This is a genomic window from Aeromicrobium sp. CTD01-1L150, from assembly GCF_041951745.1.
Classification (GTDB): domain Bacteria; phylum Actinomycetota; class Actinomycetes; order Propionibacteriales; family Nocardioidaceae; genus Aeromicrobium.
Map to the genome: position 1 here is coordinate 3,712,267 of NZ_CP169555.1, position 25,109 is coordinate 3,737,375.

Consider the following 25,109-nt stretch of genomic DNA (forward strand, 5'->3'; position numbering starts at 1 on the left):
TCAGGCGTTCTTGGTCGTGGTCTTCTTCGCGGTCGACTTCTTGGCCGGGCTCTTCTTGGCGGCACCGGTCTTCTTGGTCGCGCTCTTCTTGGCGGCACCGGTCTTCTTGGCCGTGGACTTCTTGGCGGTCTTCTTCGCGCTCTTCTTGGCTGGACCCTTGGCACGGCGCTCGGCGAGCAGCTCCTGGGCACGCTCGGCGGTCAGGGTCTCGATGTCGTCGTCCTTGCGCAGCGTCGCGTTGTACTCACCATCGGTGACGTAGACGCCGAAGCGGCCGTCCTTGACGACGATGGGCTTGCCGCTGACCGGGTCATCGCCGAGCTCCTTGAGCGGCGGCTTGGCGGCCGCCCGGCCGAACTTCTTGGGCTGGGCGTAGATGGCGCGGGCCTGCTCCTCGGTGAGCGAGAGCAGCTGGTCCTCGGTCTCCAGGGAGCGTGAGTCCGTGCCCTTCTTCAGGTACGGGCCGTACCGGCCGTTCTGCGCCGTGATCTCGGTGCCGTCGACGTCGGTGCCCACCACCCGCGGCAGCGAGAGCAGCGTGACCGCGTCGTCGATGCCGATGGAGTCCAGGCTCATCGACGCGAACAGGCTGGCGGTGCGGGGCTTGCTCCCCTTGGGGGCGTCCTCGGGCAGCTTCTCGGTGACGAACGGACCGAACCGGCCGTTCTTGGCAATGAGCTCCAGGCCCGTCTCCGGATGCGTGCCCAGCGACTTCTCCTGCCCCGCCGGGTTGGCGAGCAGCTCCTTGGCCTTCGCGAGCGTCAGCTCGTCCGGCGGAAGATCCTCCGGGACGTTGGCCCGGGTGGGGACGTCCTTGCCGCCGTCGCCGGGCACCATCGGGGGACCCTCGACGTAGGGGCCGTACCGACCCACCCGCAGGTCGATGTCCTCGCCCAGGGGGAACGTCGACAGGCCGCGTGCGTCGATGTCCGGGAGATTCTCGATGAGTCGCTTGAGACCGGTGTCACTCTCGCCCTCGCCCCGCCAGAAGCTCTCCAGCACCGCGACGCGGTCCTCGCGTCCGCCGGCGACGTTGTCGAGGACAGCCTCCAGCTCGGCGGTGAAGCCGTAGTCGATGAGCCGCCCGAAGTGCTGCTCCATGAGCCGGGTGACGCTGAACGCGATCCAGGCCGGGACCAGCGCCGTGCCCTTCTTGTAGACGTAGCCGCGGTTCTGGATGGTGCCGATGATGGACGCGTACGTGGAGGGCCGGCCGATCTCCCGGTCCTCCAGCTCGGAGATGAGCGACGCCTCGGTGAAGCGGGCCGGCGGCTTGGTCTGGTGGCCCGCGGCACCCAGCTCGACGGGGGTGACGGGATCGCCCTCGGCGACGTTGGGCAGCCGGGTCTGCTGGTCGTCGCCCTGGCGGTCGGCCTCGTCATGGGACTCGACGTACGCCTTCAGGAAGCCGTGGAACGTGATGGTCCGGCCGCTCGCGGCGAAGACCGCATCCTGGCCCGACGCCGCGGTGGCCCCGAGCCGGACCGAGACGGTGTTGCCCTTGGCGTCCTTCATCTGGCTGGCGATGGTGCGCTTCCAGACGAGCTCGTACAGCTTGTACTCGTCGCTGCGCAGTCCGGTCTGCTGCGGGGTGCGGAACTTCTCCCCCGCAGGACGAATGGCCTCGTGCGCCTCCTGGGCGTTCTTGACCTTGCCGGAATACAGCCGCGGGGAGTCCGGCAGGTAGTCGCCTCCGTAGAGCTCGGAGACCTGGCGACGAGCCGCCGAGACAGCGGTCTGCGAGAGCGTGATGGAGTCGGTGCGCATGTAGGTGATGTGCCCGCTCTCGTAGAGGCGCTGCGCCACCTGCATCGTGCGCGCGGCGCCCCAGCCGAACTTGCGCGAGGCCTCCTGCTGCATCGTCGTGGTACGGAACGGCGCGTACGGCTTGCGCGTGTACGGCTTGGACTCCACCGAGCGGACGGTGAACGTCTGCTCCCGCAACCCCGTGGCCAGCTCTCCCGCCGCGGCCTCGTCGAGATGCACGACGTCAGCACTCTTGAGCTGTCCGTCCTGGCTGAAGCTCGAGCCCGAGGCGACTCGCAAGCCGTCGACGCTGTGCAGCTTGGCCGGGAACCGGCTCGGGTCGTGCTGTTCCCCCGCATCGAACGTGGCCTCGAGGTCCCAGTAGTCGGCGACGCGGAAGGCCATCCGCTCGCGCTCCTTCTCCACCACGAGCCGGGTGGCGACGGACTGCACACGCCCGGCCGACAGGCCACTCATGACCTTCTTCCACAGCACGGGGCTGACCTCGTAGCCGTAGAGCCGGTCGAGGATACGGCGGGTCTCCTGGGCGTCGACGAGGTCCATGTCGACGTCACGCGGGTTGGCGATCGCCCGCTGGATCGCCTCCTTGGTGATCTCGTTGAAGACGATCCGCTTGACCGGGACCTTGGGCTTGAGCTCATCGAGCAGGTGCCACGCGATGGCCTCGCCCTCGCGGTCCTCATCCGTGGCGAGCACGAGCTCGTCGGCGTCCTTGAGGAGCTTCTTGAGCTTGGTGATCTGCGACTTCTTGTCCGCCGAGACGACGTAGACCGGCTCGAAGGAGTTCTCGATGTCGACACCGAGCCGCGCCCACGGCTGGCCCTTGAACTTGGCCGGCACCTCATCGGCACCGCGCGGGAGGTCGCGGATGTGGCCGACGGAGGAGTCCACGACGTAGCCGTCGCCGAGGTAGCCCGCGATGCTGCGGACCTTGTTCGGCGACTCGACGATGACGAGCGTGGTCAAGGGACTCCCTACTTCCTGCCCGGACGGGGCCGGTCGCGCATACGCTAACGCGTCCTGTCAAGCGGTCCGTGGACGAGGACCGCTCCAGCGGTGGGCCGGGTGCCGTCCGGAGGCGAGGTTCCACCCACGAGCCCACCGGCAGTATTCACTACTGTGCCGCGATGTCGAACCACCAGCCCGACCCGTGGAGCAGGCATCGGGTTCACGGACCTGGACTCAGCTGTCTCGCACGCCCCCACCGGATCGGTGCCTGAGCAACCCAAAGATCGCGCATTCGGTTGCGCAGGTACCCGTCTCGGCCTCGCCGGGCCCATCGGTTGCCAAGGCACCGATGAGGGCCGGCCGGGTGGGAGTCAGCGCAGGTAGCCCTCGGCGACGAGATCCTGCACGACGGGCCGGTAGGTCTCCCGGAGCTCGGCGGCATCGCGCTCCAGCAGCGTGGCGAGGGCATCCAGGACCTGCCCCGCCGACAGGTCACCGTCCAGCGCGCCGACGAGCCCGGCCTCGATGGTGTCCGCCCGCCGGGCGCGGCGCGGCCCGGCCCCCAGCCGCAGCACGATCGCCTCGGGGTCGGCGGCACCAGCCGGACCGTAGGTCTCCTGCGTCAGGTGCTCGACCTTCCGCCAGTGGACGTCGAGGACGTCCGAGCGCGTCGCGAGCGCGTCGCTGCGCTCGGCCCAGTCCAGGACGGCCGGGCCCATCGGACCCTCGACGTCGTGCTGCCACGTCTCCAGACGCACCACCGGCGTCTCCCGGCCCGCCGCACGCAGGTTGACCCAGCCGAAGGCCATCGCCTCGACGCCCTGGTCGTCGAACCAGGAGAGCCACTCGTCGTAGCGACGCAGGTAGTCCGCCGAGTGCCGCAGTCCGGCGTCGGCGAGCCACATCTCCACGTAGGTCGGGAGGTCCACGACCTCGCGCTGCACCACCCACGCGTCCAGCCCGGTGAGCGCCACCCAGTCCGAGAGACGCTCGTCCCACGGACGGCCGTCGACGTGCATCCAACTGCCAAGCACCTGGCACCAGCCGCCGGGGTTGAGGTGGTCGGCAACACCCGTCACCACGCGCCGCACCACGTCGTCGCCCGGCAGGTCGCTCTCGCGGTAGACGAGGCGCTCACGACTGGGAGGCGACACCACGAACGGCGGGTTGGTGACCACGAGGTCGAAGCGTTCACCGGCGACCGGCTCGTAGAGGGACCCCTCGCGGACGTCGACGTCGAAGCCCGCCAGACCCGCCGTGAGCCGAGCCGCCCACAGTGCCCGCGGGTTGACGTCCGTGGCGACCACGTGCCGGGCGTGCGACGCCAGGTGCAGCGCCTGGACGCCACAGCCGGTCCCGAGGTCGAGTGCGGTCTCCACCGGGGTCCGCACGGCGAGCCTAGCCAGGGAGCTCGAGGCCTCGCTGATGCCCAGGACGTGCTCGGGGCCCACCTCGATCGGTGCCGTGTCCAGACCCGGCGTGAGGTCACAGACCACCCACCAGTCGTGACCCTCGTCGCCGTAGGGGCGGACGTCCACGCAGGCCCGCACCTCGTCACCGTCGACGGCGAGCAGACCCTCGGCGGTCATCGGGTCGACGAGTGCCGGGAGCGCACGCTCGACGTCGGCGCGAGGGACGCTCACCTGGAGCTGGAAGAGCCGGACGAGCGTCGCCAGGGGTGAGCCGTCGGCGCTCGCGCGGCGGGCCGGGGTCGTCTCGTTGCGCAGCAGCGCATCGTGGGCGGAGGCCCCGAGCAGCTGCTGCACCGCATCGACCGTGAAGTCGACCTCGTCCAGACGTTCACCCAACAGTGCGCACATCCGCTCGGTCATGCGCCCACCCTCGCACGCGCTCTCACGGACCGCCGTGGACGCAGTGTGATGACTTCGGGCAGCGGGGCTACCACTATCCATCATCCTGCGTCACCCTGCCGACCAAGATGATGACGTGAGGCCGCCGGAGCCACCTCACGTCATCATCCTGCGTGCCGGTCGGGTCAGTCGGCGGTCTCCATGGCGCCTTCCTCCTGGACCTCGCCGATCGCGATCGGGCGACGCTTGGAGACATAGACCGCGATGACGATGACCGCGGCCGAGAACCCGGCGATGGAGTAACGCACCCACGGGTTCTCATCGGCTCCGTAGCTGAACTGCACCACCAGCGGCACCGTGAGCAGCGCCACCAGGTTCATGACCTTCAGCAACGGGTTGATCGCCGGGCCGGCAGTGTCCTTGAACGGGTCACCCACCGTGTCACCGATGATCGTGGCGTCGTGCGCCAGCGAGCCCTTGCCGCCGTGGTGGCCGTCCTCCACGAGCTTCTTGGCGTTGTCCCACGCTCCGCCGGAGTTGGCGAGGAAGACCGCCATCAGCGTGCCGGCACCGATGGCGCCCGCCAGGTAGGCCCCCAGCGGCCCGACGCCCAGGCCGAAGCCCACCGCGATGGGCGCGAAGATCGCCAGGATGCCCGGCGTGGCCAGCTCACGCAGCGAGTCGCGCGTGCAGATGTCGACCACGCGGCCGTACTCCGGGCGACCCGAACCGTCCATGATGCCGGGAATCTCCCGGAACTGACGACGCACCTCGAAGACCACGGCACCGGCGGCCCGGCCGACCGCGTTGATCGCGAGACCGGAGAAGAGGAAGACCACCGCGACGCCGATGATCAGTCCCAGCAGGTTGCTCGGGTCGGTGACGTTGATGACGCCACGCAACGCCTCCACGACGCCCGTGGCCTGCAGCTGCTCCTCCAGCGCCGTGCCCTGGCTCTCGTCGTTGAGACCGTCGACGAGGATCGGGCTGAACGCATCGCGGATGGCGTTGGTGAACGCCCCGAACAGCGCCGTCGCCGCCAGCACCGCGGTCGCGATCGCGATGCCCTTGGTGATGGCCTTGGTGGTGTTGCCCACGGCGTCCAGCTCGGTGAGGATCTGGGCGCCCTCCTCGCCCACGTCGCCGGACATCTCGGCGATGCCCTGCGCGTTGTCGCTCACCGGGCCGAAGGTGTCCATCGCCACGATGACGCCCACCGTCGTGAGCAGGCCGCAGCCGGCCAGGGCGACGGCGAACAGCGAGACGACGAGCGAGCCGCTGCCGAGCAGGAAGGCGCCGTAGACCGCCCCACCGATGACCAGCGCCGTGTACACCGCCGACTCGAAGCCCACCGAGAGGCCGGACAGGATCACGGTGGCCGGACCGGTCAGCGACGTCTTGCCGACGTCCTGCACCGGACGGGTCTCGGTGCCGGTGAAGTAGCCGGTGAGCGCCAGGATGACCGCCGCCAGCACGATGCCGATGAGCACGGCGATGATGGCGATCACCCGCGGGTCGCCGTCGAGCTGGGTCAGGTCCTCGATCTGGAAGAACTGCGTCAGGAAGGCCTGCGTCTGGTCGCCCTCGTCCGGCGTGTCCAGACCGGTCAGGCCCGAGAAGCTGGACGGCAGGTAGAACCAGGCCGCAGCCGAGCTCAGCACCGCCGAGATCACCGCGGAGATGTAGAACGCCCGGTTGATGGTGGTCAGACCGCTCTCGCCGACCTTGGCCTTGGTGATGAAGACACCGAGGATGGCGGTGAGTGCACCGATCGCGGGGATGAGCAGCGGGAACACCAGACCCTGCTCACCGAAGGCCACCGACCCGAGGATGAGCGCGGCCACCAGCGTCACGGCGTAGGACTCGAAGAGGTCGGCCGCCATACCCGCGCAGTCGCCCACGTTGTCGCCCACGTTGTCCGCGATCGTCGCGGCGTTGCGCGGGTCGTCCTCGGGGATGTTGTTCTCGACCTTGCCGACGAGGTCGGCGCCGACATCGGCGGCCTTGGTGAAGATTCCGCCGCCGACTCGCATGAACATCGCCAGGAGGGCCGCGCCGAAGCCGAAGCCCTCCAGCACCGTGGGTGCCTCACCCTTGTAGATGAGCACAACCGCTGCGGCGCCCAGCAGACCGAGGCCGACGGTGGACATGCCCACCGTGCCGCCGGTGCGGAAGGCGATGCGCATCGCGGGCTCACGCCCCTCGTTCTCGGCCGCGGCCGCGACCCGGACGTTGGCGCGCACCGCGAGCCACATCCCGAAGTAGCCGATGGCCGCGGAGAACGCCGCCCCGAACAGGAAGGCCACGGACCGGCCGATCTTGACGTCCAGGTCACCCGGCAGCGCGAACAACAGACCGAAGGCGATCACCGCGAAGACGGCAAGCGTCTTGAACTGACGGGTCAGGTACGCCGAGGCACCCTCCTGCACCGCCAGTCCGATGTCGCGCATCTTGCCCGTGCCCTCGTCCGCGGCGAGGACCTGCGATCGGAACAGCAGGGCGAAGACCAGCGACAACACTCCCACGCCGGCCACGGCGGCGACGAAGATCGTGTTGCCGTTCGACAGGCCGAGATCACTGGCGGCTGCTGCCGCCACGTTCACATCGGCTGCCGTGGTCAGGGTCACGTCGGCCATAGGAGTCCTCCAGGGCTGGGAGTCAGGGATCGATCGAGCCCTAGGCAACCATGAAGTCTGTGATGTTCGCTACACCCCGAGCTGTGTCGGGGCGGGTCGATCATGTCTCAGACGTCGTCGCCGCGCGCCTGCTCGATGCTCTGGTGCAGACCGAAGACCTTGTCCAGCCCCGTGATCTCGAAGATCTTCAGGATGCGCTCGTGGGTGCAGACGATGTCCAACGAGCCACCGTCGGCGCGGACCCGCTTGAGCGCCCCGACCAGGACGCCCAGCCCGGTGGAGTCGAGGAAGTCGACCTTCTCGACATCGATGATCAGCCGCATCCGGCCACGCCCCACCGCCTCGACGACGGCCTCCCGCAGGCGGTGGGCGGTCATGACGTCGATCTCGCCACCGACCTCGATGATCTCGAAGGGCTCCTCGGTGCGAGAACTGAGCGCTAGATCCATTGATGTCCCACCTCCCGTGCCATCCAATCACGACGGTCGACGCCCCGCCGCAGGGCGACCGGGTGCCAGAATCGCCGGGTGGACCCGGTCGAGCTGCTGACGCACCATGCGGAAAGGCTCACCCACGTCGAACACCGGGCTGCTGCTCCAGCGCGCCACGCACCATGGCCCGCCTGGGTCGAACCGCAGGTGAGGGAGGCATTCGTCGGCGCCGGCGTGGAGCAGCTGTGGTCCCACCAGGCCGAGGCGTTGCAGGCGCTGCACTCGGGCCATGACGTCGTGGTGGCGACGGGAACGGCCTCCGGCAAGTCGCTGGTCTTCCAGGTGCCCGCGCTCGACGCGCTGGCCCGTGGTCGCGACGGCGCGGCGCTCCAGGGACACCGTGCCCCCACCGTGCTCTACCTCGCGCCCACCAAGGCCTTAGCGGCCGACCAGCTGCGCCGCCTGCGGGACGTCGGCGACCTGGCCCGGGCCGCGACGGTCGACGGCGACAACTCCCGCGAGGAACGCGTGTGGGCGCGCGACCACGCTCGATACGTCCTCACCAACCCGGACACGTTGCACCACTCGGTGCTGCCCGGTCACGAACGCTGGAGCCGTCTGCTGCGCGGACTGCGGTACGTCGTCGTCGACGAGTGCCACCACTACAGAGGCGTCTTCGGTGCCCATGTCGCGCACGTCCTGCGCCGGCTGCTGCGGCTCTGCGCGCACCACGGGAGCGCGCCGCAGCTGGTGCTGTCCTCGGCGACGATCGCCCAGCCCGGTGACTTCGCCCGCCGGCTCACCGGCCGTGACGTCGTGGCCGTCACCGACGACGGCTCGCCGCGGCCCGCCCGTTCGATAGCCCTGTGGGAGCCGCCGCTCGTCGGGGCACCACACTCTCCACCCTCCGCCGCCTACAGCCCGGCACCCCCGCCAGTTCGGAGGTCAGCCGTCTCTGAGGCCGCCCAGGTGCTGACCGACCTCGTCATCGGCGGGACGCGAACGTTGACCTTCGTCCGCTCCCGGCGCGGCGCCGAGCAGGTGGCGACGATGGCCCAGGACCTGCTGGCCGAGGTGCATCCCGAGCTGGGTCCGCGCGTGGCGACGTACCGGGGCGGCTACCTGCCGGAGGAGCGTCGAGAGCTGGAGGAACGCCTACGCTCCGGCGACCTGCTGGGGCTGGCGGCCACCAACGCGCTGGAGCTGGGGATCGACGTCGCCGGCCTCGATGCCGTGCTCACCGTGGGGTTCCCGGGGACGCGCGCGGCGCTGCACCAGCAGCTGGGCCGGGCCGGCCGGTCCGGGGGCGACGCACTGGGCGTGCTCATCGCCACAGACAACCCGCTGGACACCTACCTGGTCCACCACCCTGAAGCCCTGCTGGGTGCACCGATCGAGGCCACCGTCTTCGACCCGGACAACCCCCACGTCCTCGGTCCGCACCTCGCCGCAGCAGCCCAGGAGCTGCCGCTCGACGAGGCGGACTTCGAGCGGTTCGGTCCCCGTGCCGAGGAGGGAGTGCTCGCCCTGGAGGAGGCCGGGTGGCTCCGACGACGGACCGCCGGCTGGTACTGGACGCGACGCGACCGCGCGAGCGACCTGGCCGACCTGCGCTCCTCCGGAGGTGCACCGGTGCAGATCGTCGATGCCGCCACCGGGCGGCTGGTCGGGACGGTCGATGCCGGCACTGCCGACTCCGCCGTCCACGAGGGCGCGGTGTACGTCCACCAGGGTGAGGTCCACGTGGTGGATGAGTACGACGTCACCGACGGCGTGGCCGTGGTGCGCGTCGAGGATCCCGAGTACACGACGGCGGCCCGCTCGACGACGGAGATCGCGATCGTCCACGGCGAGCGCTCCCACGACTGGGGCGATGCCACGATCACGACGGGGACGGTGGACGTGACCAGCCAGGTGGTCTCCTTCTCCCGTCGCACGCGACCGGACGGGCGGCTGCTCTCCGAGGAGCCGCTCGACCTGCCCGAGCGCACGCTGCGCACGCGAGCGGTGTGGTGGACGCTGCGGCTCGGCGCGGTGGCCGAGGCGCTCGGCGGGCCCGACGGCGAACTGTCGGAGATCGACGTCGGCGGCGCCGCCCATGCTGCCGAGCACGCCGCCATCGGTCTGCTCCCGCTGCTGGCGACCTGTGACCGGTGGGACATCGGCGGCGTCTCCACGGCCATGCATGCCGACACCGGGACGCTCACGGTCTTCGTGTACGACGGCCATCCGGGGGGCGCCGGGTTCGCCGAACGTGGGTTCGAGGTGGCGGCCCACTGGCTGCGGGTCACCCGGGAGGCGATCGCCTCGTGCGAGTGCTCCACGGGGTGCCCGTCGTGCGTGTACTCCCCCAAGTGCGGCAACGGCAACGAGCCGCTCGACAAGGCCGGAGCCGTGCGTCTGCTCGATGCCCTGCTCGCCGGCGCGCCGCCCGAGGCGCAGGAGCCCACCAGCTGACGCCTCAGGGGTCGACGTAGGACGTCGGGGCGGCACGGGCGTCCTGCGTGGTCACCCACTCCCCGCCCCACCACGGGGTGGAGGCCAGCCGTGTGGTCACCGTGGCGACGTCGAGATCCATGCGGCAGGCCTGCAGGTGGGCACCGTTGCGGCGGGCGATGTCCTCGGCCGCCCGGCAGCCGTCCTGCCCGGCGACGCTCGCGCGGCTGGCGGCCAGCGCGGAGAGGTCGGCGGCGCTGGCCGCCCGGTGCCGCAGCTGCACCAGGGCGGCCACCTGCACCGCCAGCAACGCCACGACGGTGATCGCGGTGACGACCCAGACGGCGTGCGCAGAGACCACACCGCGCTCGGAGGACCTCACTCGTCCTCCCTCGCCGCGACTGCAGTGGCAGCGAGCTCGGTGGCACCGACGTTGTCGAGCACCGGCAACGGCAGGCTCGAGGACGCACCCACCGTGACCTCCACGAGGCCGGCGTCGGTCTGCACCGTCACGGTGGCCCCCGAGGGCGAGAGCTTCCTGGCCACCGCCTCGGCAGTCTCGACCGGCTCACCCCGCGCCACCATGCGCGCCGCCTCCCTGGAGGCATCGACGAGCCGGACCTGGGTGACGCCGAGCGAGACGAGCCAGAGCAGCAGGAACCCGAGCGCGACGCCGAACGGTGCGATGGTCGCCAGCTCGGCGGTGACCATCCCGCGCTCGCGCCTCATGGGCCGTGCTTGATGCGTGGCGCATCGCCCAGGCCCAGCAGGTCCACGAGGAACCTGGGGTCCAAGGCCCTGGAGAAGATCTCACGGATGAGATCGATGAACCAGTCGCTGCCGCCGAGATGCACCAGCGCCCCGGCGATCGTGCAGGCACCGACGACGCCCACGGCGTACTCGGCGGTGCTCATGCCGGACTCGTCCTGTCGACGGCCGGTCCGGTCTCGGGTGGGGATCATGGATCCCTCCTTCCAGGAGGTGGGCCGGTGCGCAGGCACCGGCCCACCGGGCCCTCAGAACGGCAGGATGGACGGGATCTTGCTGATGACGTCCTTGACCAGGGAGCCGAACCAGTCGGACTGACCGATCTTGACCAGGACCCCACCGACGGTGCAGGCGCCCACGGTGCCGACGGCATACTCGGCGGTGCTCATCCCCAGCTCGGAGCGGGCACGCAGGAACTTCTTCTTCATGACGATGTCCTCATCTGTTGGAAACTGACACCGGAACATCGCGTCGCCGACCCGGAATCGGTCACCGGCTCGCCCGGGTTGTGGACGAGCGCCCACGAGCCAGGAACCTGTGGACACAGCACGCGCGGGACTCAGAACACGTCGAGGCCGGAGACGACGCCGATCACCGTCGGGACGACCCCCACGAGGAAGAATGCCGGCAGGAAGCAGGCTCCCAGGGGCGCGGCCGTGCGCACGCCGACGCGTCGGCTCCTCTCCCGAGCCGCCGAGCGTCGTGCGCGCCGCATCTCATCGGCCACCGCCCCCACGACGCCCGCCACCGGCATGCCGGAGGTCTCGGCGCGCCCGAAGGCACGACCGAGCGGCCCGAGCACCCGGTGCTCGGCGAGCAGGGTCCACACAGCCTGCGGCTCGCCGCCGGCCTGCAGCCGTGCCGTGACCACTCGCAGCTCGGTGGCCAGCGGGTCGTCGACGATGTCCGCCACCAGACCCAGGGCGGCCACGGGCGGGCGGCCGGCGTCCAAGGCCGCCACCACGAGGTCCAGCCCGCCGGGCAGCTGACGCAGCAGCAGCTCGTCTCGACGTCGTTGGGCCGCCGTCTGCATCCCGCCGATGACGCCACGCGCGACGGGTGTGAGCGCAGCGGCCACGAGCAGACCGAGCCACGGTCCGAGCACCAGGAGACAGGCGATCGGCGTCAGGACCGTGACGACCGCCCGCAGCTCAGGGCGACGCCGCGTCCGGTCCTCGTAGAGCTCACGTGCCCGCGCCGTGGACAGGGGCGCGAGCAGCAACCACACCGCGAGGCCGGCGAGCAGGGGACTGACCAGGGCCGGGCTCACGCCTGGCTCTCCGCCGCGTCGACGACCCGGTCGACCCACCAGGTGCCCAAGCAGGCCAGAGCGGCTCCCACGGCGAGGCAGAGCGCGCCGGGAACGGTACGGGTCAGCAGGTGGATCGGGTCGGCACCCAGTCCGGCGCCCAGGCCGAGCCCGAGCACCGGCAGAGCCGCCATGAGCCGACCCGTGGCCCGCGCGGGCGCCGCCTCCGAGCCCACCTCCCGTGCCAGCTCGAGATCGGCCCGCACGGTGTCGGCCATCCGTTCGACGACGTCGGCCAGCGGGGCTCCGACGCGCTCGGCCACGGCCCATCCCGAGGCCAGGGCCGCCCAGGCGCCGGCACCGGGACGGGCAGCAACACGGCGCAGTGCCTCCGGGACGTCGCCCCCGGCCGTCACCACCGGTGCGACCGGACGCAGTGACTCGGTGGACTCTGCTGCCGCCGCCAGAGCCCGGCTGGGGAGCACGCCGCCGCGCAGCTCCGCCGCCAGGAGGTCGAGCGCGGCGCACACCTGTGTCCGCGTGGCGTCGCGCGCCGCACGGGCACGCTGGACCCGCAGCTGGTGGATGACGAACCAGCCCACCGCCACCACCGTGGCACCCGCGATCGCCGGGGCCAGGGCATCGGCCAGGAGCACCACGGCAGAGGCCAGCGCCATCGCCGCCATCATGGGCCAGCGGCGCGGCGCCCAGCCAGGTCCGCGGCCACCGGACGTCCTCGGGTCCGGACCGAGCCGGTGTCGCACCACCCAGCCACGTGGCGGCCAGCGCAGCAGCACCGCCGCAGCCACCGCCGCGGACGTCAGCACCGTCCAGATGTTCATCGGGCCCGTGCCACGACCTGCTGGAGACGCTGGTGCCCCGGCCCCTGCTCGGGCGTCGTGCCACGCAGGGAGAGCGCCGGGACCACGCAGACCATCCCGTCGGCAGCCACCTGCAGGACCCCGACCTCCGCGAGCAGTCGACGCCCGTCCCGGCCGCGACCGAGGTGCAGCACGACGTCCAGGCCCGCGGCGAGCTGGCTGTGCACGGCCTCGCGGGTGAGTCCCGCGGCCACGCCGAGCGCCTCGACCCTGGCCGGCACGTCGGCGGCGGAGTTGGCGTGCAGCGTGCCGCATCCACCCTCGTGACCGGTGTTCAGGGCGGCCATGAGGTCGACGACCTCGGCCCCGCGAACCTCGCCCACGACGAGCCGGTCCGGCCGCATCCGCAGTGCCTGGCGGACGAGGTCGCGCACCGTGACCAGCCCCGTGCCCTCGATGTTGGCCGGTCGCGCCTCGAGACCGACGACGTGGGGATGGTCCGGTCGCAGCTCGGTGGCGTCCTCCACCACGACGATCCGTTCATCGGGGTGGACGGCTCCCAAGAGCGCCGACAGCAGGGTGGTCTTGCCCGATCCGGTGCCTCCCGTGACGACGAACGCGGCCCGCGCCGAGAGCAGCGACTCCAGCAGCTCGCGGACTCCCGCGCCGAGGGTCCCCACGGCCGACAGTGCCGCGAGGTCGAAGGAGCGACGGGCCGGGACCCGCAACGAGATGAGGGTGCCAGGTCGTGCCAGCGGCGCGAGGACGGCGTGCAGCCTCGTCCCGTCCGGGAGCCGGGCATCCACCCAGGGACTGGCGTCGTCCAGGCGACGGCCGGCACGCGCGGCCAGGCGTTGTGCGAGGCGACGGACGCCGGCCTCGTCGCCCAGCCGGACGTCGGCCTTCTCCAGCCCGTCTCCACGGTCGACGAGGACGGCGTCCGCGCCGTTGACCAGCACGTCGGTGACCCCTTCGCCGCACAGCAGCGGCTCCAGCACGCCCGCACCCCTGGCCTCGCCGCGCAACGCGTCGACGATGGCGAGCACCGTGGCGCTGCCGTGCAGGCCGGACTCTGCCCGCAGCGCCGCGGCAACGCTGTGCGGCGTGGGTTGCTCGACGTCTGCGGCCAGGCGCCGCCGCACCCGCTCCAGCAGCGCCGCATCGAGCACGGTCCCCGGGCCCTCTGCCTCTCTCATGCGGCGGCCGTGAGTCCCAGCAGGTCGAGCACCTGGTCCGCCGCTCGACCGAGCGTCCTCGAGCGACGCGGACCGTGGCCCTGCTCCACCGCCGCGCGCAGTCTGCGGTCGGCGCGCAGCCGGCCCAGGACCGGTCGACCGACCGTCCGCTGGACCAGATCGGCATCCAGGCCACCGGGCCGCGCGACCGCGAGCACCGCCACCTGGGCGGTCAGCCCACCGAGCCGCTCCATGAGGGCACGGGCCGCCCCCAGGGCCCTGGTCTCCTCCGGCACCAGGACGACGGTGCACACCGAGCGGCCGACCACCTCCTGCATCGAGCCCCATCCCCCCGAGCTCATCCCCATCGTGCCCACCCCCGTCCCGTCCCTTTCCGCCATGCCCGGTTCCGTCGTGCACAACGCGTGGCGAGGCACGTCGGCCACGACGAGGTCGAAGCCGCGTGAGGCGGCGTCGAGCACGGCGGGCAACGCCGTGGGCTCGGCGCTCGAGTCCGCCCGGGACCAGGTGAGTGCGGCCAGACCGTCGGCGCGGGGCAGGACCTCGGCCAGCGAGCTCGCCGAGAGGGTGCCGCCGGTGCCGCCGAGCCCCTGCCACCGCACGCCCTCGGTCCGCTCCGCACCGAGCACGAGGTCCAGTCCGCCGCCGAGCGCATCGAGGTCCAGCAGCATGGGCTCGAGCTCGTGGGTGAGTGCCCGGTGCCCCAGCGCCGCAGCGAAGGTCGAGGCGCCGGCGCCGCCGACGGCGCCCACCACACTCACCAGGCACCCTTCCCGACGTCCGTCCAGGGCGAGGGTGAGGGCCTGCAGTGCGCGCTCCTCCTGCGTGGTGGAGACGACGTCCACCGCGCCGACGGCGACCGCCGCAGGCCACGGGTCATGCACACCGCTGCCGTCGTCCACGAGCAGCACGTGGTCGCGCCGCGGCAGTCCGGCACCGGGGACCTGCGGAGCGAGGTCGGCCCCCAGCACGACGAGGGCCGCACCGCGCCAGGCCCGGCGCAGCCCGGGCAGGTCGGCCACCACGTCCGGCGTCGCCCCGAGCGCGGCGCACCACCGCACGGCGTCCTCACGGAGGTGCTCATCGGCGGTCGCGACGACGGGAACGGCATCCATGCACTCCAGCCTGTCCGCCGGGACACCCCGGTGGCAGCGTCGATTCCGAGCGTGTGGACAACCCTGCGGGCGTCCGGCTGCCTGTGGACCGTCAGCGGCCCACGGGCCAGCGTCACACCGGCCGCCTATCCTGAACGTGTGGCTCCCCCCGAACGTCCCGGTCCGCGCTCCGCGGCGTTCTTCGACCTGGACAAGACGATCATCGCGCGCTCCAGCACGCTTGCCTTCAGCAAGGCGTTCTACGCCGGCGGCCTGCTCAACCGCCGGACCCTGCTGCGCAGCGCCTACGCCAACCTCGTCTTCGGGGTGAAGGGCGCCAACCACGACCGTCTGGAGCAGATGCGGGTCCAGCTCACCTCGATGATCGCGGGCTGGGACGTCGAGGCGGTGCGTCGGGCGGTCCGCGAGACGCTGCACGAGATCGTCGACCCCATCGTCTACGCCGAGGCCGTCGACCTCATCGAGCACCACCGGGCGGCCGGCCGCGACGTCGTCATCGTCTCCGCCTCCGGCGCGGAGGTCGTGGAGCCGATCGGCGAGCTGCTCGGCGTCGATGACGTCATCGCCACCACGCTCGTGGAGTCCGACGGCCGCTACACCGGCGAGGTGGAGTTCTACGCCTACGGTCCGCACAAAGCCACCGCCATGCGCGGCATCGCCGCCGAGCGTGGCATCGACCTCTCGGCGAGCTTCGCCTACTCCGACTCCGAGACCGACGTCCCCATGCTGGAGGCCGTCGGTCACCCGTTCTGCGTCAACCCCGACCGCGCCCTGCGGTCGATCGCCGCCGAGCGGGAGTGGCCCGTGCTGCGCTTCGAGCGACCTGTCGGGCTGCGGCGACGTCTGGGCCTGGGGGCGCGCACCGGCCTGGCCGCCGCGGGCGTCGGCGCCGTCGCCGGTGGCGTGGTCGTCGCCCTCGCCCTGCGGCGGCGACGTCGTCCACCGAGCGTGTGGGAGCGCATCCGGGCCGCCTGAACCGACTTGTGAACTGGGTCACAGAACATTACGAACCCGTAGCCCTTCCCTGGCCGATGGCCCCGGCGTAGAACAGTGACAAGAACTCAACAGACGGCCCAGCAGCACAGTACCCACGCGGCGATCTCCCGTCCCAAAGGGCAGTCGCGCTCGGGACAACCGCACCACTCAGGGATCTGCGGCCCCGGGGCGACGATTGACGAAGGCACGCATGGTAGCTGGAGCGCTGGACCCCCAGACGGCGTCACTCCCTCGGAGTGGCGCCGTCGTCTGTGCGGTCACGCTGTAACGTCCTGCTGGCACATCACCTGTAGGAGGCTGCGCATGAACTCAGGAGGCAGCGAGGGCGCGCGGGCGGATGACCGACCCGCCGAACCGATGAGCCTTCATCGCCTGGATGTCCCCGCCGAGTCCCGGCACTTCTTCGACATGTCCCCGGTGCTCGCGACCCATGAGGGCCCGTGGGTGTACTCGCGCCGCCCGGTGCTCGGAGCAGCCCTGAAGATCGCCGCCCTCGTCGCAGGAGTGGTCATCACTGCGGCGATCGTCGTCGACCAGCTCCGGTCCGACACCCTCCTGGCGGGCGATCTGGTCGCTGCCGGTGGCGCTCTCGGATTCCTCGCCGTGGTGATGATCGGCTCGCCCGGAATCTACTTCTCACGTGGAAGGATCAGGTACCGACCCACTGGCCGCAAGCTCGCCGACCACCGCGAGGACTACCGCGGTGACGCATCGACGGCGGCAGCCGTCCACGCAGCACTGACGAGCTCGGACGTCATCACCCGCGGGGAGATCCAGTCGATCGCGGGACGTCCCTCGGAGAGCAGGCTCCTCGTCTGCTTCTTCTGGTCCGATCGCGATGACGTCGCCGTCGCGACCGTCCATGTCGAGCACGACGACGGGGAGGTCACGATATGGCCGCCCGTGGACATTCCCTGCACACTGGTCGGCGGACTCCTCCCCACTGAATCGAGCACCTTCGACGTGGCCGCTGCGACCCAGTAGCGGGTTCCGGCGAACCCAGCTCAGCGGCGCGGAGTGCCTCCCGACGTCCGCGGGCCCGGCTGTCGACCCTCTCGAGCAGCCGATCAGCTGCCGGGCAGCTCCAGCATCGCCGTCACCATGGAGACCGTCCCGTTCGTCCCGTACTCGACGTGGAGGAACCGTCCGTCCACGGCGAAGGCGTCGAAGCCGTCAGCCGTGCGTTCCGGCTCACCGAGGTGCGCCCGGACGTCGTCGCGGGAGGCGCCCGACAACGGCAGGCCACCGATGAGCCCGTCCGGAGTGGGATACGGGTCAGCGCCGTCGCGCGCCTCGAGGTACACGAACACGGCCTGCGCGAGCATCTCGGAGTCGTCACCCTCGTACTGGACGGCGATCCCGTGCGGAGTGAACGTTCGATAGAGCTCCCCCGGGAACTCATCGTCCTCGTACGTCGCCCCGGCAAGACCGAAGAGGCTGAGCCCGCCCTCGTCGTAGATCCCTTGGCCGAGCGCACCGAGGACGGTGGTGATCTCGCCGGTCAGCGGTTCAGGCACGGGTACTCTCCCTGGGCAGATCGAAACCAGTCACGTCGAGGTCTGCGAGGCGCCCGCGGCTCAGATCCGACTCCGACGCGCTCTCAAACCTGTCGGCGGAAACGATACGTGCGTTCCGTGTCAGGAACACGGTCCCGCGTCGACCGCCCGGGCATTTGCATGGGCGCCACGACGCGATGCCCTGGGCCGTGCGCCCGAGCTCATGCGGTCGCCCTGGCCGCGCTACGACCCGATCTCGTCGCGGGCGAACCACGCCAGCCCGAGGCCCTCGTTGTAGCGGTCGCGGCGCACCAGGCGCAGGCCCGCCTCCTGCAGCCGCGAGGCGATCTCCCCGAAGTCGTGCCCCGCCAGCGCGTGGTACTCCATGACCACACGCCCGACACCGGACCACACCTGCGGTGACGCATTCAGCACGATGTCGTACTCGGCTCCCTCGGCGTCCATCTTGAGCACGTCGACCCACCCACCGGCGTCGTGCAGCACGTCCTGCAGGCCGACGCTCGGGACCTCGATGCTGACCGCTCCCTCCTCACCGAGGTGGAGCACGCCGTTGTGACCGCTGCCAGCGCCGTTGTCGGCCATGACCAGCACGCCCGAGGACGCAGCGACGGCGCAGCGGTGCACGGCCACCCGGTCGGCCAGGCCGTTCTGCTCCACGTTGCGGCTCAGGTACGTCCCGGTCGAGGGCGTCGGCTCGTAGCAGTGCACCCGCGCCCCGGGGTGCCGTGCGGCGAAGTCCAGCGAGAAGCAGCCGATGTGCGCCCCGACGTCCACGAGGACGGGCGAGTCGGGCAGCCCCTGGCCGAACCACGACATCGCGTACTCGTCCTCCGCGAAGACCTCGAACACCGGCACCCGCGCCCCCGGCACGTTGGGGCCGGTGATGGTCACCGGGCCGGTGCGGTAGTCGATCTCGTCGGCACGGGTCACGACCGAGCGCAGCACGCTCCAGCCGTTGTCGAACGATCTCACCGTCTGGCGGGTCCGCCTCGCGGCGAAGCGGGCACGACGCAGCACACTCATGGGGTCACCGGATCTTCTCTCGAGGGATCTGCGGTCCCTCGCTCGTGGGATGCGTCGTCGTCCGGTCTGACGACGTCGAGCAGGAACGGGAGCGCAAGCACGCACCAGATGTACCGGTCCCACAGCAGCGGCGTGAGCGGACCGATGAGGATGTACGCCGCCACCGGCAGGACGAGCAGCTGGTGACGCTTCCCGCAGCGCAGGCTCTGGTACCCCACGGCGGCCAGCAGGACGAGGTAGAACGCCAGGACCAGCAGTCCGCCGGCGGCGGCCACCTGCAGGTAGATGTTGTGGGCATCGAGGATCTCCTCGGTGAAGCCACCGCCGACGATCGGCGAGGACAGGAACGCGTCCATCGCCCCCGCCGCCTCGATGTCGCGGGCCTGGTCCGAGGCCGTCGCGCTGCCGGCACCGAAGAGCCGGCCCAGCGTGTTGGTCTCGGACTCACCCTCGAGCAGCGCGTTGCCCACGAACCAGATGGCCACGACGCCGCCGCCGAACAGTGCGATGAGGGCCGGGATCGACCGGGCGACCACTGGGTAGAGCAACCCGATCGCGACGGCCACCACCAGGGCCGCTCGGCTCCCACTCACCCACACCCCGTAGGCACACAGCCCCCCGGCCACCACGACGACTCCCCGCAGCCGGTGGGGCAGCTCGCGCAGCAGGTACGGGATCAGGGCAAGGGCCAGCATGGCGCAGAACCCCAGGATGTTGACGTGCATCGACAGGCCGAGGAGCCGGCCCTCCGGGGAGGCGTCACCGAGGAACACCGCATGGGCCAGGTTCGCGATGTTGCCCAGCACGTAGGCGCTGGCCAAGGTGACCACCATCGAGCGACCCGGCCGCCACATCGCGAAGACCAGCGGCAGCAGCAGGGCGCCGACGACCAGGCGAGCGATGATGTTGAGGCTCACCAGCGTTCCGGACGCCACCGCCGAGGAGAGCAAGCTCATGGCCACCACACCCCCGGCGCCGATGAGGTAGAGCGTCTGCCCACGGACCGGCCGGGTCAGGAGCAGGGGCGCCAGGGCACCGATCCCCAGCAGGAGCAGCAGGTCCGACGCCGTCGCGAACCCGACCCCGGGGATGGGACGCACCGCGTTCATCGGCGCCGCGAAGAGGGCGAGGGACAGCATGAGGATGCCGAACCGCTCCAGCCCGAGGGACAGCACCAGGGCGAGGGCGGCCACGAGAGCCAGACCGGCCAGGGCCGCGAAGTCGGACTCGCTCGCGAGTGGGAGCCAGACGTAGAGGACCCCCGCGACGAGGGCGGCCGGGACCAGCGCGACGAGCCCGCGCGACGTGGCGCGGCCGAGCGTCCTCAGACCACCGACCGGCGAAGCGCGTCGCGGTGCCGCCACGGTCCGCTCACCTCACCGCACGACGCTGGCCACGGCTCGAGGCTCGGGGGCTGCGCCGCGGCTCCGTTCCCGCGATCTCGGGGATGTCGCCGTAGCCGTAGCCGTAGCCGTAGCCGTCACCGTAGGCCCCGGCGACCCGGCGCGGCGTCCGGTTCAAGATGGTGCCGAACAGCCGTCCCCCGACGGTCTCCAGCCGCTCGACCGCAAGACGGAGCTGCTCACGCGTGGTGGATCCGTGGCGCACCAGGAGCAGCGCGCCGTCGACCTCGGTGGTCAGGATCGAGGCATCCGCCACCGGCAGCATGGGCGGCGCGTCGATGATGACGGTGTCGAACTTCCCACGGACGGTCGCGAGGAGGTCCCGCATGGCCTGGGTCTCCAGGACCTCGACGGGGTTGGGCGGCTTGGGGCCGGTGCCCATGAAGGCGATGCCGCTGGGATGCTCCTGGATGGCAGCCTGCAGGGTGGCCCGGCCGACCAGCGCGGTGACGAGACCGACGGAGTTCTCCAGACCGAGCATCTCGGCCACGTTCGGGTTGCGCATGTCGGCGTCGACCAGCAGGACCGAGCGGCCGGACTGAGCCAGGGAGATCGCGAGGTTGGTGGCCACCAACGTCTTGCCCTCGTCGGGGACGGCGCTCGAGACGAGGATGGTCTGGCGGTTGGCGTCGAGGTTGGCGAACTGCAGGTTGGTCCGCAGGACGCGCAGCGCCTCGGCCAGGGGTCCGGAGTGTCCGGTGATCAACGGCTCGCGCTTGACCTCGGGCTCGAACGGCAGGGTCGAGAGCACCGCCGACCCGGTGACGTCCTCGATGTCCTGGCGTGTCTTGACCGTTCGATCCAGCAGGTCACGCAGGATCGCTCCGGCGATGGCGAGGAAGATGCTCAGCAGGATCCCGACACCCAGCACGAGCGGGATGTTGGGCGCCACCCGGTCGTCGCTGATGCTCGCCTCGCTGGCCACCCGCGCCACGAGGGCGGGGTCCTCATCGCCCGATGGCGCCTCGAGACGCTCGACGAGCCCGACCACCTCCGCGCCCGTGGCCTCGGCGATCCGCTGAGCGCTCTCAGGCGTGTCGGAACGCACCTTGACGTGGACCGTCTGGGTGCTGGGGATGACCTCTGCGGAGACCTTGGAGCGCACGCTCTCGTAGGACTCGTCGAGACCGAGCTGGTCGACGACGCGCTGCATCGTGCCCGAGTCGGTCACGAGGTCCGCATAGGACTCGATGCGCTGGGTGAGGATGAACGCCGCTGCGTAGTCCGCCTGGCCGCCCGACGGCGGCGCCGAGACGAACAGCTTGACGTCGGAACCGTACTGCGGCGCCGTGAGGACGAGGTACATGGCAGTCGCCGCCGACCCCAGCACGACCGTCGCGATGGCGAACTTCCAGCGGGCTCGCAGGATGCCCAGGAACTGACCCAGATCCATGTGTCACCCCTTCATGAAACGCACCCGATGTCCGAGTGATCGGGCCGAGTCTATGCGAGCCGGCGGGTTCTGGAAGCCGGTCCGGGCCCACGCCTGTCGTCGACGGCGAGGAAGCGACCCGACCCGGAACTTTGTCGGGTCGGTCTCGTTGGGCACCACACACGCGGCGGTCGACGCCCCACCGAACCCCCCAAGGAAGTGCCTGAACCATGACGATCCTCGTGACCGGCGCCGGAGGCTTCATCGGTGGCCACCTCGTGGCCGACCTGCTGGACGCCGGCCATGACGTGCGTGCCGTCGACAAGAAGGACGAGAGCGAGTGGTACCAGCGGCACGACGGCGCCGAGAACCTCGTCGCCGACTGCTCGGACCCCGTGGATGCGCACAAGATGTCGATCGGGACGCAGGACATCTACAACCTCGCCGCCGACATGGGCGGCATGGGCTTCATCGAGAACAACAAGGCAGAGTGCATGCTCTCGGTCCTCACGAGCACCAACATGCTGGTGGCCGCCCGCGACGCCGGCACCGAGCGCTTGTTCTACAGCAGCTCGGCGTGCGTCTACGCCGGCGACAAGCAGACCGACCCCGCCGTCACCGCGCTCAAGGAGGCCGACGCCTACCCGGCCGACCCCGAGGACGGCTACGGATGGGAGAAGCTGTTCAGCGAGCGGATGGCCCGCCACTTCCGTGAGGACTTCGGCCTGCAGACCCGGGTCGCGCGCTACCACAACGTCTACGGCCCGCAGGGCACGTACGACGGCGGGCGGGAGAAGGCGCCGGCCGCGCTGTCCCGCAAGGTCGCCAAGGCCAAGCTGAGCGGCGACCACACCATCGAGATCTGGGGCGACGGTGAGCAGAGCCGCAGCTTCATGTACATCGACGACTGCATCCGTGGCACCAAGGAGATCCTCGCCGGCGACAACGTCGAGCCGGTCAACCTCGGCTCCGCCGAGCTGGTCACGATCAACCAGATGGTCTCCATCCTGGAGGACATCGCCGGCATCACGCTGGAGCGCAACTACAAGCTGGACGCCCCGCAGGGAGTGCGTGGCCGCAACAGCGACAACACCCTGTTCGAGAGCATCTACGGCTGGGAGCCGTCCATCTCCCTGCACGACGGGCTCGAGAAGACCTACTCCTGGATCTACGACCAGCTGACGGCCTGACATGCGCTTGACCGTCCACGACTTCTCCGGCCATCCCTTCCAGGCCGAGCTCTCGCGCTCCCTGGCGTCAGCGGGCCACGAGGTGGAGCACCTGCACGCCGAGCAGTACGTGAGCGGCAAGGGTCACCTCGAGGTGCTCGACGGCGACGCGCCAGGCCTGTCCTTCGCCGGGCTGAGGCTCGACCTGCCCTTCCTCAAGTACTCGCCATGGGCACGTGCGCGCTTCGAGTGGGCGTACGGCAAGGCGTTCCTCCAGCGGCAGCGCGAGCACCGCAGCGACGTCGTCATCGCCTCCAACGTGCCGCTGATCTCGCTCTTTCGCTTCGCACGGTGGGCACGGCGTGCACGCCAGCCGTGGGTGCTGTGGCACCAGGACGTGTACAGCGCCGGTCTGGCCGACGAGCTGCGGCGACGCCTCCCGCGGCCACTGGCGGCCCTCGGGGCCCGGGTGCTCGACGCCATGGAGGCCTACTGCGCCCGGAGAGCGGCACACGTCGTGGCGATCGGTGACGGCTTCACGCAGACGTACCAGCGTTGGGGCGTCGCCGACGACGATGTCTCGGTGATCCCCAACTGGGCCCCGCTGGACAAGGTCGTCACGACCCCGCGGGAGAACACGCGCTCCGCCGACGTCTTCCCGGACGCGCAGGACCTTCGGCTGCTGTACGCCGGGACGCTCGGACGCAAGCACAACCCGATGCTGCTCGTCGACGTCCTGCGGGCGACCCGGGAACGTGGCGTGCCGGCCAGCCTGACGGTCGTCTCCGAGGGCGAGGGCGCCGACGACCTGCACGCCATCGCCGAGGCCGAGCCCGACCTGGGCCTGCGGGTCCTGCCGTTCCAGCCCGCGACCGACCTGTCCGAGGTGCTCGGCTCGGCCGATGTCCTCGTGGCGCTGCTGGAACCGGATGCGACGGCGTTCTCCATCCCCAGCAAGGTGCTGTCCTACATGGCGGCCGGGCGACCGATCCTGGGGCTCATGCCCGAGGGCAACCCGGCGGCGATGGACATCCTCGCCACGGGCGGTCACGTCGGGCCCCCGACCAGCGACGGCGCCGTCGGAGCCGTCGAGTGGCTGGAGAAGCTGTCGGTCGACCCGGCGTCCATCGAGTCGATCGGATCCCGGGCACGAAGTGTCGCCGAGCAGAAGTTCGACCTGGCGCGCATCACCACCCGGTTCGCGACGGTGCTCGCCCGTGCCCACGGGACGGTCGTCCCGGAGCCCCCGGCACTGCCGCTCGCTCCCGAGCCGGCGACGGTCCGTGGCCACGCGCACGCCGCCCCCCGCACCGTCCAGGAGTCCCGCACCGTCCAGGAGTACTGAGCCGACCCCAGCTACACCACGCGCACCACCGTCAACGTGGCTTCGATCCCCACCGTCAACGTGGCCTCGCTCCCTACCGTCAACGTGGCCTCGCTCCCTACCGTCAACGTGGCTTCGATACGCCGCTCGCAGAGCTCGCGTCGCACTCAGCCACCGTGCAGCTCGCGTCGCACTCAGCCACCGTGCAGCTCGCGTCGCACTCAGCCACCGTGCAGCTCGCGTCGCACTCAGCCAGCGTGACGAGCCCGCGGGTCAGCCGGTGGCCAGGGGTGAGGCCTCGGCAGCGCGGGCAAAGGCCTGGGCGCCGTAGTTCAGCCACTGCGTGACGCCGGGGGCGTCGCCCCGCTCGTACGCTGCCAGCGCGGCGCGGTATCCCTGCGGGGCGGCTGCGTGGCCGGCCTCGGGAACCGTGACGGAGGCCGGGTCGACGCCCTTGGCAACCGTCACCAGGCGCTCAGCAGCCCTCGCGACCACCCCGTTGTGCGAGACGAACGCTCCCGCGGCGACGACCTCAGCGTGCACCAAGGCAGCGACCACCAGTCCCGGCGCCTGGGTGGGCAGGGCGACCAGCCGGGCCAGCTCGCTCAGCCTGGCGACCCCGGCGGCGTGCACGGGACGCCCGAGGTCCTCATCGGCCACCGAGCCGGCAGCCGCCAGCGAGTGCAACCGAGCCAGCGCCTGCAGCGGCGCACGGTTCCACACGGGGAGCAGGCCCAGCAGCTCGGTGGAGAGCCGGACCGCGCCGCGGGCCGTCGCGTCGCCGCCGCCCTCGGCCAGCACGTCGGGATCGTTGTCGGAGCCCTCCAGACCGGCCGTCGCCGCGGCGCCGAGCAGGAGCGCACGAGCGGTGTCCTGCGGCGTCGTGCGCCTCAGACCCCGGTCGCGCAGCAGCGAGTCGATGCCGTCACGTGTGGCGGCGTACGCAGACGGGATCCCCTCCAGTGATGCGGCGGCGATGAACGGGTCGGCCGCGGCCCCGGCGGAGGGACCCGGCGGGGAAGCCGGGCCACGGTCGGCAGAGGGACCCGGCGGGGGTTCCGGGCCGTGGGCGGAGGACGGTACAGACACGCCCGCAGGGTACCTGTGGCCGGCCGGCTGCCGGGTAG

At 71.1% G+C, this 25,109-nt stretch carries 22 protein-coding genes; 5 read left to right on the plus strand and 17 right to left on the minus strand.

What is annotated here, in order from left to right:
• From topA to ACEVFP_RS18365, 4 genes are all read right to left on the minus strand, one after another.
• Entirely contained in the window at nucleotides 1-2,733 is a 2,733-nt protein-coding gene (topA, locus tag ACEVFP_RS18350; protein ID WP_375000967.1) for a type I DNA topoisomerase, read from the minus strand.
• A 353-nt stretch (nucleotides 2,734-3,086) separates the two neighbouring features.
• On the minus strand, nucleotides 3,087-4,547 hold the full coding sequence (locus ACEVFP_RS18355; protein WP_375000968.1) for a methyltransferase: 1,461 nt from the start codon (nucleotides 4,545-4,547) through the stop codon (nucleotides 3,087-3,089).
• 164 nt (nucleotides 4,548-4,711) lie between these two features.
• Nucleotides 4,712-7,162, minus strand: a complete 2,451-nt coding sequence (locus ACEVFP_RS18360; RefSeq protein ID WP_375000969.1) for a sodium-translocating pyrophosphatase — start codon at nucleotides 7,160-7,162, stop codon at nucleotides 4,712-4,714.
• A 107-nt stretch (nucleotides 7,163-7,269) separates the two neighbouring features.
• Entirely contained in the window at nucleotides 7,270-7,611 is a 342-nt protein-coding gene (locus ACEVFP_RS18365; RefSeq protein ID WP_375000970.1) for an anti-sigma factor antagonist, read from the minus strand.
• A gap of 78 nt (nucleotides 7,612-7,689) precedes the next feature.
• Between ACEVFP_RS18365 and ACEVFP_RS18370 the strand changes: the two genes are divergently transcribed.
• Nucleotides 7,690-10,050, plus strand: a complete 2,361-nt coding sequence (locus tag ACEVFP_RS18370; RefSeq protein ID WP_375000971.1) for a DEAD/DEAH box helicase — start codon at nucleotides 7,690-7,692, stop codon at nucleotides 10,048-10,050.
• Nucleotides 10,051-10,054: 4 nt separating this feature from the next.
• Here the strand turns inward: ACEVFP_RS18370 and ACEVFP_RS18375 are convergent, their stop codons facing one another.
• The 8 genes from ACEVFP_RS18375 to ssd form a co-directional block, all read right to left on the minus strand.
• Nucleotides 10,055-10,411 carry an Rv3654c family TadE-like protein gene (locus ACEVFP_RS18375; RefSeq protein WP_375000972.1) on the minus strand — a complete coding sequence of 119 codons (357 nt, stop codon included), beginning with the start codon at nucleotides 10,409-10,411 and terminating at the stop codon, nucleotides 10,055-10,057.
• The gene (locus ACEVFP_RS18380) at nucleotides 10,408-10,758 is read right to left on the minus strand and encodes a TadE family type IV pilus minor pilin (RefSeq protein WP_375000973.1); all 351 of its coding nucleotides are present in this window, start codon (nucleotides 10,756-10,758) and stop codon (nucleotides 10,408-10,410) included. Before ACEVFP_RS18380 ends, ACEVFP_RS18375 begins: the two co-directional genes overlap by 4 nt.
• Nucleotides 10,755-10,991 (minus strand): DUF4244 domain-containing protein, encoded by a 237-nt coding sequence (locus tag ACEVFP_RS18385; protein WP_375000974.1) that lies wholly within the window; start codon nucleotides 10,989-10,991, stop codon nucleotides 10,755-10,757. The genes ACEVFP_RS18380 and ACEVFP_RS18385 overlap by 4 nt, the downstream gene beginning before the upstream one ends.
• A 54-nt stretch (nucleotides 10,992-11,045) precedes the next feature.
• Nucleotides 11,046-11,225, minus strand: a complete 180-nt coding sequence (locus ACEVFP_RS18390; RefSeq protein WP_375000975.1) for a DUF4244 domain-containing protein — start codon at nucleotides 11,223-11,225, stop codon at nucleotides 11,046-11,048.
• Between the two features lie 131 nt (nucleotides 11,226-11,356).
• On the minus strand, nucleotides 11,357-12,067 hold the full coding sequence (locus ACEVFP_RS18395) for a type II secretion system F family protein (RefSeq protein ID WP_375000976.1): 711 nt from the start codon (nucleotides 12,065-12,067) through the stop codon (nucleotides 11,357-11,359).
• Nucleotides 12,064-12,888 (minus strand): type II secretion system F family protein, encoded by an 825-nt coding sequence (locus ACEVFP_RS18400; RefSeq protein ID WP_375000977.1) that lies wholly within the window; start codon nucleotides 12,886-12,888, stop codon nucleotides 12,064-12,066. Before ACEVFP_RS18400 ends, ACEVFP_RS18395 begins: the two co-directional genes overlap by 4 nt.
• The gene (locus ACEVFP_RS18405) at nucleotides 12,885-14,063 is read right to left on the minus strand and encodes a TadA family conjugal transfer-associated ATPase (RefSeq protein WP_375000978.1); all 1,179 of its coding nucleotides are present in this window, start codon (nucleotides 14,061-14,063) and stop codon (nucleotides 12,885-12,887) included. Before ACEVFP_RS18405 ends, ACEVFP_RS18400 begins: the two co-directional genes overlap by 4 nt.
• Nucleotides 14,060-15,178: a septum site-determining protein Ssd gene (gene ssd, locus ACEVFP_RS18410; protein ID WP_375000979.1), complete on the minus strand. Its 1,119-nt coding sequence runs from the start codon at nucleotides 15,176-15,178 to the stop codon at nucleotides 14,060-14,062. Before ssd ends, ACEVFP_RS18405 begins: the two co-directional genes overlap by 4 nt.
• 138 nt (nucleotides 15,179-15,316) lie before the next feature.
• On the opposite strand from ssd, the gene ACEVFP_RS18415 reads away from it, so the two are divergent.
• A complete protein-coding gene (locus ACEVFP_RS18415; protein ID WP_375000980.1) occupies nucleotides 15,317-16,153 on the plus strand; it encodes an HAD family hydrolase in 837 nt (278 codons plus the stop codon).
• A 324-nt stretch (nucleotides 16,154-16,477) separates the two neighbouring features.
• The gene (locus ACEVFP_RS18420; protein WP_375000981.1) at nucleotides 16,478-17,158 is read left to right on the plus strand and encodes a hypothetical protein; all 681 of its coding nucleotides are present in this window, start codon (nucleotides 16,478-16,480) and stop codon (nucleotides 17,156-17,158) included.
• An 83-nt stretch (nucleotides 17,159-17,241) separates the two neighbouring features.
• On the opposite strand, the gene ACEVFP_RS18425 is transcribed toward ACEVFP_RS18420, so the two are convergent.
• The 4 genes from ACEVFP_RS18425 to ACEVFP_RS18440 all read right to left on the minus strand — a co-directional run bounded on the left by ACEVFP_RS18425 (nucleotide 17,242) and on the right by ACEVFP_RS18440 (nucleotide 21,510).
• Nucleotides 17,242-17,691 (minus strand): hypothetical protein, encoded by a 450-nt coding sequence (locus tag ACEVFP_RS18425; RefSeq protein WP_375000982.1) that lies wholly within the window; start codon nucleotides 17,689-17,691, stop codon nucleotides 17,242-17,244.
• Between the two features lie 222 nt (nucleotides 17,692-17,913).
• Nucleotides 17,914-18,714, minus strand: a complete 801-nt coding sequence (locus ACEVFP_RS18430) for an FkbM family methyltransferase (protein ID WP_375000983.1) — start codon at nucleotides 18,712-18,714, stop codon at nucleotides 17,914-17,916.
• Nucleotides 18,711-20,078 (minus strand): O-antigen ligase family protein, encoded by a 1,368-nt coding sequence (locus ACEVFP_RS18435; protein ID WP_375000984.1) that lies wholly within the window; start codon nucleotides 20,076-20,078, stop codon nucleotides 18,711-18,713. Before ACEVFP_RS18435 ends, ACEVFP_RS18430 begins: the two co-directional genes overlap by 4 nt.
• A gap of 7 nt (nucleotides 20,079-20,085) precedes the next feature.
• Nucleotides 20,086-21,510 carry a polysaccharide biosynthesis tyrosine autokinase gene (locus ACEVFP_RS18440; RefSeq protein WP_375000985.1) on the minus strand — a complete coding sequence of 475 codons (1,425 nt, stop codon included), beginning with the start codon at nucleotides 21,508-21,510 and terminating at the stop codon, nucleotides 20,086-20,088.
• Nucleotides 21,511-21,719: 209 nt separating this feature from the next.
• Between ACEVFP_RS18440 and ACEVFP_RS18445 the strand changes: the two genes are divergently transcribed.
• A complete protein-coding gene (locus ACEVFP_RS18445) occupies nucleotides 21,720-22,679 on the plus strand; it encodes an NAD-dependent epimerase/dehydratase family protein (protein WP_375000986.1) in 960 nt (319 codons plus the stop codon).
• Nucleotide 22,680: 1 nt separating this feature from the next.
• The gene (locus ACEVFP_RS18450) at nucleotides 22,681-24,003 is read left to right on the plus strand and encodes a glycosyltransferase family 4 protein (RefSeq protein WP_375000987.1); all 1,323 of its coding nucleotides are present in this window, start codon (nucleotides 22,681-22,683) and stop codon (nucleotides 24,001-24,003) included.
• Nucleotides 24,004-24,255: 252 nt separating this feature from the next.
• On the opposite strand, the gene ACEVFP_RS18455 is transcribed toward ACEVFP_RS18450, so the two are convergent.
• Complete coding sequence (locus tag ACEVFP_RS18455) at nucleotides 24,256-25,071, minus strand: oxidoreductase (protein WP_375000988.1); 816 nt, start codon at nucleotides 25,069-25,071, stop codon at nucleotides 24,256-24,258.
• Nucleotides 25,072-25,109 lie beyond the last annotated feature (38 nt).